The 11562-nt window shown below is 39.9% G+C and carries 7 protein-coding genes; all 7 read left to right on the top strand.

Translation table 11 applies throughout. The annotated features are described in order from the left end of the window. Positions 1-11 precede the first annotated feature (11 nt). The 7 genes from ABJQ32_03235 (at position 12) to ABJQ32_03205 (ending at position 11559) form a co-directional block, all read left to right on the top strand. Positions 12-1529, top strand: coding sequence for a RagB/SusD family nutrient uptake outer membrane protein (locus tag ABJQ32_03235; protein ID MEP5288634.1), 1518 nt, complete (start codon positions 12-14; stop codon positions 1527-1529). A 17-nt stretch (positions 1530-1546) separates the two neighbouring features. Beyond that, on the top strand, positions 1547-2545 hold the full coding sequence (locus ABJQ32_03230; protein ID MEP5288633.1) for a PKD domain-containing protein: 999 nt from the start codon (positions 1547-1549) through the stop codon (positions 2543-2545). 71 nt (positions 2546-2616) lie between these two features. Next, the gene (locus ABJQ32_03225; protein MEP5288632.1) at positions 2617-5061 is read left to right on the top strand and encodes a PKD domain-containing protein; all 2445 of its coding nucleotides are present in this window, start codon (positions 2617-2619) and stop codon (positions 5059-5061) included. Between the two features lie 281 nt (positions 5062-5342). Further along, on the top strand, positions 5343-7586 hold the full coding sequence (locus ABJQ32_03220) for a polysaccharide lyase 6 family protein (protein MEP5288631.1): 2244 nt from the start codon (positions 5343-5345) through the stop codon (positions 7584-7586). Then, complete coding sequence (locus ABJQ32_03215) at positions 7583-9808, top strand: heparinase II/III family protein (protein MEP5288630.1); 2226 nt, start codon at positions 7583-7585, stop codon at positions 9806-9808. The genes ABJQ32_03220 and ABJQ32_03215 overlap by 4 nt, the downstream gene beginning before the upstream one ends. A 2-nt stretch (positions 9809-9810) precedes the next feature. Further along, a complete protein-coding gene (locus tag ABJQ32_03210) occupies positions 9811-10188 on the top strand; it encodes a cupin domain-containing protein (GenBank protein MEP5288629.1) in 378 nt (125 codons plus the stop codon). Between the two features lie 108 nt (positions 10189-10296). Then, complete coding sequence (locus ABJQ32_03205) at positions 10297-11559, top strand: MFS transporter (GenBank protein ID MEP5288628.1); 1263 nt, start codon at positions 10297-10299, stop codon at positions 11557-11559. The last annotated feature ends 3 nt before the right edge of the window (positions 11560-11562 follow it).

Genomic DNA, 11562 nt, shown 5'->3' with positions numbered 1-11562 from the left:
AAGTAGAAATTATGAAATATCTAAAAAGCATAAAATATTTAATGTTTTCCTTAATAGGAGTTTTGATTACCTCCTGTGAAGTGGACGATTTTTTAAATCCTGAACCTGAAACAGCTGTGTCTGGCAGTGGGTTTTATAAATCAGACGAGGATGTCTTGGCTGGGATTTATGGAATTTATGATGCCTTACAAGGGGTCAATGAAAATACCGAAACCAGTAATTCCTCTTTCAACAGGGGAATACAATTTGAATATCTCTTGACGGAGCATCGCTCCGATAATACAAGAAGCGCTACGCTGGAGGGTTCAAGAGCTGATTTTCATAGGTATCTGACGGATGATAATAATATACAATCGGAAGATTATTGGCAATCTATGTATGAAATTATTTTTAGAGCAAATAGCATAATTAGCGTTGTAGGTGTTGCAGATGCCTCAAACGTTGCGAGATATACTGCTGAGGCTAAATTTTTAAGAGCATATGCTTACTTTAATTTGATTAGATTATATGGAAGTGATGATGATACTATCGGAGGAATACCATTAGTAACTGCAGTTGCAGAGGCTGATGATGATGAAGTGCTTTTTACCAGAGTTCCTAAATCGGAAGTCTATGAGCAGATCGTTGAAGACTTACTGGAGGCCATTGACAATCTAGATAATAGCTTCAAGGCAAGGGCTTCAAAAGCGGCAGCTCAAGGTATTTTGGCGAAAGTGTATCTCTCTCAACCTATTCCAAACTATTCTGGAGCGAGGCAATTATGCGAGGCAATTATGGCTGATGGAAGTTTTGCTTTGCAAGGAGATTTTAGAGATGTGTTTTACAATGAAATGAATAGTGAAATTATTTTTGCTATTCGATATGAGTTTGGAGACCCAAATGAAAGTCAAGGTTTCTCATCTGAATTCACATCTTTTAGTCGCCAAGGTAGGCAAGATGGCTTAAACATTGTCAACCCTAATTTGGTTGCTGCATTTGAAGCAAACGGAGGAAATAGAACGTCCGTTTCTTATTTCGCTTTTGGCGATCCGACAAGCCCTTCTGTTGAAGTGACAAAGTTTTTGCCCGATGGGTCTGATATTACCACAGATCCAGCCACACCAACATATGGAGCTAGTTCTCGTCAAGCAGGTAACGATTGGATAGTGTTACGATACGCTGATGTATTACTGATGCATGTGGAAGCAATTTTGAGAGATGGAGGCGCTGTTGCTACCGCTGATGCGAGTGCATTAAATTCATTCAATGCAGTTAGAAATCGTGCTGGTTTAGCCAATGATGCAGACGCCACCATAACAACGGACGAATTGTTGTTAGAAAGAAGAGTGGAATTGGCTTTTGAAAATCAACGTTTCTTTGATTTGCTCAGATTTGGAGTAGCTAACATCGTATTAAGTGCCCATTCTGCTGCAGATAACGATGAAGACATAACTGTTTATCCTGCTTACAATGCTAGAGCGTTGTTGTTACCAATTCCTTCACGAGAAATTAATTTAAGCAAAGGGTTGCTAAAACAGAATCCTCGCTAGAATAAAATATTAAAATCATGAATAATAAATTTAGTATTTCGAAAAAAATCCCATTCAAATTATTGGGCTTATTTGCGATTGTTTTTTTTGTAAGTTGTGAATTTGAATTGCCTGAAGCAGGTTCATTACCTGATAACATTTTGCCTGAAGCAAATTATTCCTATGTCCGAAGTGGAAATACACTGGCTGATTTCAAGTTTGTGTCATTTACAAATGCTTCGTCTGAAGCTACAAAATACGAATGGGACTTTGGAGTTGGGGTTGTATGTGATACCGCAACTGTCGATGGGATTCTTACAATTATATGTAGTACAGAAACTACTTCAGCAGAGAAGGATGTACCACTGGTGAAATTTGAAGATGGTGAAGGTACTTACCCAGTAACATTAACAGCCAGTGATGCGAATGGTTCTTCTAGCGACCTTACTCTTGATGTTGAGGTTATTGATCAGTTTGTAGCTATCAATCCTACAGTCCAAAATGGAGATTTTTCAATAACCCCCTTTACTACTGAGGATTGGAAGGTAAATGCTTTTACAGATGGAACTACAACTGCACCTAATACTACATCGGATGGTAATTCAATAAATTACGATGGATCAGATAACGGATCGAAAACGCCAGGTATGAAATTTGCCAGCGGTACTTCCAATCCTGCGAATCCAGGAGGTAGAAGATATGCATACCAAACACTTACGGTATCACCTACAACCACTGACCGAACTGTTAAATACATTTTAGAGTATGATTATGCGATAACAGCTGGTGCTGGAACCATAACATTTGAAGTTCTGGATGGCCATTTTGAGGACGATGGTGCTGATGCTTTAGCCAGTTCTACAGGTCCGGGTCCATTAGGACAGTCCGTAGCGACTGAGACATTGGGTAAAGGAAATTTTACTACTGAAAAAATGGAGTTTACCTCTAATGGCAGTGGCTTAATTTCTATTTGGATTTACGCTGAACTAACTGCAGATGGTTGGATAGATAATGTGAAACTTTATCCAAAACCCTGATTGAAATATGAAATCGTTTGGCTGCATAGCTAAATGATATTGAAGTTAAATAACTTAAAAAATATACATTTATGAATTTTTTAGTAAAAGGAATTTGTGCCGTAGTTACAGTGGGTCTTTTAGTATCTTGTAATAAAGATGATATTGATGCGAATCCTACAGGTGTAGGGGTTACTGAGATCACCTTCGTCTCTATAGCAACAGATGTTGAAGATGGTGATGGAACATTAATTACAGTAACAACGCAAGGTATAGGGGCTACTTCCTATGTAATAGATTTTGGAGACGCAGATAGTTCTGAGGATGTGCTGACAAAGGGAGTTGGAGGTTCTGTTTCTTATGATTACCCTAATGAAGGTGCAGAAGTCACCTATACAATAACTGTTACTGCAAAAGCTGATGGTTTTGCCGATGTTGTAAAAACGCAAGATGTAACAGTAGTTCATGTACCTGAAGGATCTCTTTCTACTGTCCCAGACTCCCCAACAGGAACTATTTCAAATGTGTTTGCCATCTTTTCAGATGGAATGGAGTATGATGGTGGACTACTGGAGTATAGGTGGGGTGAAGCTGTTTCTGGTGGTGATGGAGTAGGCACATCAGTTGATGAGGAAAATGTCCTTAGATTATCGAGACTTGGAAGTGATGCAGGAGTTCTCTCTGTTGAAACAATTGATCCTGCTAGTGCTTTCGGAGATGGTATCGCAGCTACTGATATTCACTTTGATGTCTATTCTGATTTTGCAGAAGGAGTAGACCTATTAAAGGTAACTTTAGTGAATAGTGGTGCTTCAGAGACCTATGAGGTTGATGGTTTAGCTCTGACAGATGGGGGCTGGACTAGCTTTGATTTAGACTTAGCTACAGGTTTTTCTTCGTCGGTTAGTGCAATTGACTCAATCTTATTCGAGTTAGGAACCGATGGTACAGCAAATGAGCATGCAAGTATTTATCTAGATAATATTTACCTATATAAAGAGACGGGTTCTAGCATTTTGAATGGTGACTTTGAAATTGAAGGAACTTTTGCTACCAGCCAATGGAGGTTTGCCACATACACGGATGGAAACACAAATCCATTCGGTTCTAGTAGTGATGGTTCTGATTTTGACATTGATGGAAATGATGTGGGAGACAAGACTAGAGGTGCGAAATGGACGTCTGGTCAGGTAGGGGGACCAATCCACACTGCTGATTCTAGATACGCTTATCAAGCATTAGCTTTAACTCCAAATACTGATTATGTTTTGCAGTATCAATATGCTATTGATGATGATAATGATGATCCTGTTGGACTAGATAGACACATGGCTGGCTTTGTGCTTGATGGTCACTTTATTGACGGTGCTGATGCTCTCGACGATACAGGAAACGATTTAGGAAGGAATCTTGGATTTGACGCAGAAGGAAAATTCTCTGATACGCCTAATGATTACGGTACGTTTGTTCAAATTCCATTTACATCTACAGAAAGTGGAGAAGTTTCTGTCATGTTTTACTCAGTAGCACCTGATGACGCATGGATCGATAATGTGAAGGTTATTGAAGCAGCAAGTGTAACTGCACCAACACCCGAACTTACTTCTGAGGCGACTCCTGGAAATTTTCTAGAATATACTTTTACAAATACTTCGATAAATGGAGCTTCATTCGTTTGGGATTTTGGGGATGGGAATACATCTACAGAAAAGTCTCCCACGCATACCTATGCCACTACGGGTATGTATAACGTAGTACTTACTGCCACGAATGCTTCTGGTAGCGTGATGACTAATGAAATGATCACGGTTTCTGACCCGGAAGGAGCCACCTTTGCAGCTGTATTGCAAAATGCAGATATGCAGAGTTATCCTACTGCAGAGAATAACAATAACGACCTTGTTGATGCATGGACAATAGATCCAGATGACACATTCAATGATGGCTCAGATACTCCATTTGATTTTTGGAGAAATAATGATTTGGAGGGTTGGGTTTCTGATAGAGCTAACAACGGGAGTACGGCACCAGATCCTTCGGATCAATTTGATAGAAATGGAACTGATAAAGGAAGTTCATCAGGAACAGATGCAATGTCCGCTGGAGGTTCATCAGATAGATCGCTCAAATTTGATGGAACTGGTGAAAGGGCGTACCAACCTTTTCAAGTTGAAGAAGGGGTAGAATACACCATTTCCGCAAATGTAAAATCAGAGACTACACCAGTTACAGATGTAGAAGGAACCTTCTATATATTGCATTCTGAGCCTGCTGACGAAACAGATTTGGCTTCATTTGCGATTACCACAGTACCTGTGATAGCCACGGCAATCAATACTTGGCAAAATGTTGAATTTAGCTTCACAGTTAACTCTACATTTAGTTTCCCTCAAGATAGAGTAGATGAAAATGCGTCTGATATTTTAACATCAACAGATCAAGAATTTGTCATCTTCTATTTTGTGCCGACTAATACGGTAACAACTGATAATGAAGTCTTCATTACCGATGTAGTAATAGAAACTGATGGATTTTAAAGTCTTGAATAGTACAAGAGCATATCGAAAGTTGTGATGAGGATAATCTCTTCTTTTTTGCAAAAGTTATCTGAGGGCTTCCTCAGATAACTTTATTCTATTGCTTGCTGAGGATGTACAATGATTTTTTACTTACAACGGAATAAATATTGAAAAATATTGCCCACATAAAATGCTTTAGAACTGGAACTATCTCCAAACTATAACGAAGGGTTATCTGCGAAATCAAATATTTTGGCTCCTCTTTGAGTCATTTAAAGCACATTAATAAAGAAAACACATTGAATAAATTTAGAATCCTCTTTATACTATTTGCAATCTGTATCTGGGTGATGTCTTGTGAAAAGACATCCTCAGGTTCAATTGTATCATCTATAGAAGAATTTAACAAGGCAGCAAAGGGTGCTCAGCCCGGTACAGTCATTACCATGGCAAATGGCACTTGGGAAAATGTAGAGCTCAGGCTGAAAGGAAATGGAGAAGAAGGTAATCTTATCAAACTTGAAGCCGAAACACCGGGAAAAGTAATCATCTCAGGGCAATCGAATTTGGCATTTTCTGGAGAGTATATTGAAATCTCAGGACTCGTCTTCAAGAATGGATATACCCCAACCAGTGAAGTGATTTCATTTAAAACCAGTAAAGAGAAACTGGCTAATAATTCCAGAGTCACTAATTGTGTGATAGACAACTTCACAAACCCAGAACGATTTGATGGAGACACTTGGGTAGCCATCTATGGTAAGAACAATCAGTTCGATCACAATACATTGTCTGGGAAAGGAAACCGAGGAGTGACCTTAGCTGTGAAAATGCAAACAGAAGCAAGCCGAGAAAATAATCACATTATTGAGCACAACTATTTTGGTCCTAGGGAAGTTTTGGGATCAAATGGAGGCGAGACCTTGAGAGTAGGCACTAGCCACTATTCACGATCCTACGCTAACACTGTCGTTCGAAAAAACTACTTTGACCGGGTCAATGGAGAACACGAAATTATATCTAACAAAGCGTGTGGAGATGAATTTCGGGATAATGTTTTTTACGAATGTCAGGGAACGCTGACCATGCGTCATGGAACTAATACATTGGTGGAAAACAACTATTTCCTCGGAAACAGAAAGGCAAACACTGGAGGTATTCGAATCATCAATGAATACCAGACGGTGAAGAAAAATTACATGGTCGGGTTAACCGGCCACAGATTCAGAGGTGCATTGGTTATCATGAATGGAGTGCCAAATTCTCCGATCAATCGCTACAACCAAGTGATTGATTCCTACATGGAAAACAACATCGTCATCAACAGTGATTACATTCAATTATGTGCAGGAAGCGATGAAGAGCGATCTGCTAAGCCGATTGGTTCCACATTCAAAAACAACCTAATCCTTGGAAATACAAACACTGAACCATTCACCATTTACGATGACGTATCTGGGATCGAGTTTGCAGGAAATGTGATGAATGATGAAGCAAAAGCACCATTCAAGAATGGATTTGAGAAGGTCCAATTAGAATTGACGCGAAACGAAAATGGCTTGCTGACTCCAAGTCAAGATTTGGTAGATAAGATTGAATTTGGTGAAATCAAGTTACCCATAACCAAAGAGGAAACTGGTGCCTCGTATTATCCAAAAGATGGGAAAGCCAAGGCATTTGGAGTTGGTAAAACAACAAAAGTTGCCGCTGGCACGAACACTTTGCTAGATGCCATCGAAAGTAGTGAATCAGGAGATGTACTCGAATTAGAAAACGGCGAAGAGTACTTAACGACCAAGTATGCTTTTGTACATCACCCACTCTCGATCATCACACCTTCAGGAGAGAAAGCAAAGCTACTATCAGAGAAGCAGAGCTTTTTCAAAATTGAAAACGGCGGTGCACTTTATTTTAAGAATGTCCTTTTTCATGGAGAAGAATCTCCAGATCAGGCAGGTAATAATGTGATCAGCACGAGCAAGTATTCCATGACTCAGAACTATTCAGTAGTGCTCGAAGATTGCGAAGTAAAAGATCTCGATAAGAATCATTCGTTTGATTTCTTGAAATCTTACAAGCACACGTTCGCTGATTCAATCAACATTATTAACACAACAATGACCAATGTTACCGGGGCAGTGATGACCCTGGACATGGAAGTCGAAGATTTAGGAATTTACAATGTAGAAAATGTGAAAATTATTGGATCGACATTCACAGATGTAAAGCATGAGATTGCCAACGTCTACCGTGGAGGAACAGATGAGAGCACATTCGGGCCAATCATGACACTTTCTGATGTTGAAATAAATAACTCAGGGAAGGGAAAGCGAAACAAAATTGGAGCAGTATTAAGATTTCACGGTATTCAGAAATTGAATGTAGATAATATCAGAATAAATGATTCTGAAGGAATCGATCTGTTCATGACTAATGGTGAACCAATCACTAAAATATCCAACGTGACTTTCACTAATTCGTCGGGTCTTAAAACCAATAATGAACCTTTCGAATCAGAAAACATTGTGACAAACAGAAAATGAAAGCTTTCATCACCATATTGATTTTTTGTTCTTTTTTCAGCCTTGATGCTCAAGATCACCCCAATTTGATTTTGACCCCTGAAGGAGTAAAATCAATTAGAACCAGTCAAGGAAAAATTCCATTGTTCGATCGGACGGTCGAGGCAGCACGCAATCAAGTAGATGCACAAATTGAAATGGGAATCGATGTTCCTATTCCTAAAGATTTGGCTGGCGGTTATACGCACGAAAAGCACAAGTCGAATTTCTTTACAATGCAGAAAGCGGGCGTGCTCTTTCAGATTACAGGCGAGGAGAAATATGCCACTTATATACGTGATATGCTTCTGCAATATGCAGAGATGTACCCAACATTGGGTAAACATCCGGCTGAACGATCATATGCTAGAGGTAAGTTCTTTTGGCAATGTCTCAATGATGCGAACTGGTTAGTCTACACCAGTCAGGCGTATGATTGCATCTATGACTGGTTGGATAAAAAAACTCAGAAAAAATTGAACAAGGAGTTATTCCGACCATATGCGGAGTACATCTCTATTGAGAACCCTCAATTCTTCAATCGTATTCATAACCATAGTACTTGGGGAAATGCAGGAGTAGGAATGATCGGTTTGGTTATGAATGACGAAGAATTAGTTGACTGGGCGCTGAACGGCTTGGATATAAAAGTCCCTGGCGATTTTGTGAAAGACAATGACGGTGGTGCTATTCAATTAGAAGGACAAAAAGAGGCAGGCTTTTTTGCTCAGTTGGATAATGCCTTTTCACCTGACGGATATTATACGGAGGGACCATACTATCAACGATATGCGATGTATCCCTTCCTAATTTTCGCTCAAGGCTTAGCCAATAAGAAACCTGAATTGGGCATACTGGATTACAGGGAAGGGCTATTGATAAAGGCAGTTTATGCCCTCATTGACCAAACTAACTCAGCAGGAGAGTTTTTCCCAATCAATGATGCCCAGAAAGGAATGTCATTGGCTTCTCGCGAGTTGGTAAATGCAGTAAGCATGGCCTACCATTATGGTGGAAAAGATGCCGAACTGCTTTCATTGATAGAAGCGCAAAATCGGGTGCCACTGAACGATTCGGGACTTTCGGCCGCTAGCGGAATTGCTTCAGGAGATACTAAGCCTTACAGTTTTGAAAGCCAGGAATTAACCGATGGGGCAAATGGAGATGAAGGAGCGATAGGAATTTTGAGGAGTAGTGACCTGACACTCATGATGAAGTATGCCAAGCATGGCATGGGGCATGGTCATTTTGATCGCCTTGGATTTTTACTTTACGATGGTGAGAAAGAAGTTATACAAGATTATGGATCTGCCAGATGGGTAAACATTGAGCACAAAGATGGGGGAGGATACCTCAAGGAAAATAAGTCCTGGGCAAAACAAACGGTTGCTCATAATACACTTGTTGTAGATAAGGACTCCCATTTTGATGGCAATGTAGAGGCAGCAGAAAAATCATCAGGTACGCCATATTATTTTTCAAGCTCAGACAATGTTCAATTAGTGAGTGCAAAAGAAATGAACGCTTATGATGGTGTTCAGATGCAACGTACAATGGCTGTCTTGGACATTGAGGAATTGGAAAACCCATTAGTAATTGATCTTTTTTCAGTGCTAGCACCAGAAGGAACGAGGTATGATTTACCACTTTACTATTTAGGTGAGTTGATGTCCACAAACCAAAAATTTAAGACCAACAATGACTTGACCCCAATGGGTAACAATGACGGGTATCAGCATTTGTGGTTGGAGGCTAAGGCAGAGTTGACCGACGATGTTTTCAGAATGACCTGGTTCAATGAAAAGAACTTTTATACAATGACATCAGCTGTGACCGAAGGAGATCAGGCATTATTGACACGAATCGGAGCAAATGATCCAAATTTCAACTTAAGAAGAGATCCAGGACTTATTCATAGAAGAACGGGCGGAAATACTCTTTTTGCCTCTCTGTATGAGATGCACGGAAGCTATAATTACTCTGATGAGATTCCCAATAACTCATTTACATCTATTGCCAATTTGGAGGTACTCTTTGACTCTGAAGAGTATGCTGTGATTGAGTTCAAGTTAGAGAGTGGCGAGAAATATGTTTTTGCCTTTTCACTTAGCGATAAAAGTGAAGAGAGTAATCACAAGATTGAATTTGGAGAGATGGGATTGGAGTGGAAAGGACCTTATGAATTTAAGAAATCAACCAAATAGATATGAAAAGAAACAGCGATAAATATATTATTTCAGATGATATGGAGTGGGAAGAGCTCGGAGGTGGAGTTTCTAGAAAGATGCTGGGATATGACAATCAAATAATGATGGTCTTAGTGAAATTTGAGAAGGGAGCGATAGGCTCACCTCATAGCCACTTCCACACGCAAGCTACCAATGTAGTTTCTGGCAAATTTGAATTTGAAATAGACGGTGATAAAAAGGTGGTAAAAGCCGGAGATGGCGTTTACATCCAACCAAATCTCTTGCACAGTGCAGTTTGTTTAGAAGAAGGAATGCTTATAGACACTTTTAGTCCTGTTAGGGAAGACTTTCTAGATGGATCTGGAGTGTCATATTTTGGAGATAAGGACAAATAAATAACCTAACCTATGAAATGAACATTGAAAATTAAGGCTCGATTTTTTTAAATGAGGCTGAAATTTTCAATGTGAATTCCATGTGGCAATATTTAAAAGACAATACACATGAAAATTAGAGGACTGAGATGGTGGATAATTGGCCTGGTTTGCCTGGCTACCATCATTAATTACATAGATCGATCGGCACTGGCTATTATGTGGCCAGACATTTCCGCAGATCTGGGAATGAGCAAGAATGATTATGCCTTGATCTTGAATATTTTTTTGGTAGCCTATGCTGTGGGGCAGTCCCTATCTGGAAAGATGTTTGATAAAATTGGGACGAAGATAGGATTCGTTGTTTCAATCACTCTTTGGGGGCTCGCAACAGCCTTGCATGCTTTTGCTAAGGGAGTTTTTTCCTTTAGCTTTTTTCGAATCCTTCTTGGACTTGGAGAGGCAGGAAACTGGCCTGGTGCAGTAAAGAGCAATGCGGAGTGGTTTCCTACAAAAGAGCGAGCCTTGGCTCAGGGAATTTTTAATTCAGGTGCAGCAATGGGATCCATCGTAGCACCTCCACTCATAGCGATTGTTTGGGTAGCTATCGGATGGGAAATGACCTTCGTTCTACTTGGACTCCTTGGACTCCTTTGGGTGATTCCATGGTTAATTTTCAATAAAGCGCTTCCTGAAAAACACTCATGGATTACCGATCAAGAAAGAGAGTACATCAAAGCAGGAATGGAGCAAAAGAAGGAGGAGTCAGATAAACCAGGACTGAGCATGAAACAAATTCTGTCCCATCGTGAATCTTGGGCAGTATTGGCTTCTAGGTTTTTTGTTGAACCTATCTGGTGGCTTTTTGTTGGATGGATGCCGATTTATCTAGCCGATGTATACGGGTTCAATGTAAAAGAAATTGGGTTAATGGCATGGGTGCCATACGTGGGTGCCGCAGTTGGTAGCCTTTCTGGTGGGTACTTTTCTGGGCGTTTAATGATCAATGGAGCTAGTGTAGACAAAGCAAGGAAAAAGACCATCCTTGTAGGTTGCGCTATTATGTTCTTAGGCCTGATTGCTACCATTCTTGCAGGAGATACTCCAGAGAAATTTGTAGCTATTGTGGCCGTAGTATTGTTCGGGTTTCAATTCGTTATTTCCAATATTCAAACCATTCCTAGCGACTTGTTTGATGGAAAATCTGTTGGCTCGTTGGCAGGACTTGGGGGAACAGTCGGAATTTTTTCGGTGATCATTATGAACTTTCTAGTCCCTGTAATAACAGACAATTATTCATATACACCGATCTTCATCATGATCGCAGTATTTGTCCCATTGGGATATTTATCAATCAATTTTTTCGCAAAAGAAATAAAGCCTATCGGCTAACTA

Origin of the sequence: Marinobacter alexandrii (assembly GCA_039984955.1) — a bacterium.
Taxonomy (GTDB): Bacteria; Bacteroidota; Bacteroidia; order Cytophagales; family Cyclobacteriaceae; genus Ekhidna.
Note: the sequence above shows the minus strand (reverse complement) of the source record. Positions and strands in the feature narration are given on the sequence as shown.

Coding starts and splice junctions, on each gene's coding strand:
- ABJQ32_03210 (MEP5288629.1), top strand. CDS start 9,811: ATGAAAAGAAACAGCGATAAATATATTATTTCAGATGATATGGAGTGG.
- ABJQ32_03215 (MEP5288630.1), top strand. CDS start 7,583: ATGAAAGCTTTCATCACCATATTGATTTTTTGTTCTTTTTTCAGCCTT.
- ABJQ32_03230 (MEP5288633.1), top strand. CDS start 1,547: ATGAATAATAAATTTAGTATTTCGAAAAAAATCCCATTCAAATTATTG.
- ABJQ32_03205 (MEP5288628.1), top strand. CDS start 10,297: ATGAAAATTAGAGGACTGAGATGGTGGATAATTGGCCTGGTTTGCCTG.
- ABJQ32_03225 (MEP5288632.1), top strand. CDS start 2,617: ATGAATTTTTTAGTAAAAGGAATTTGTGCCGTAGTTACAGTGGGTCTT.
- ABJQ32_03235 (MEP5288634.1), top strand. CDS start 12: ATGAAATATCTAAAAAGCATAAAATATTTAATGTTTTCCTTAATAGGA.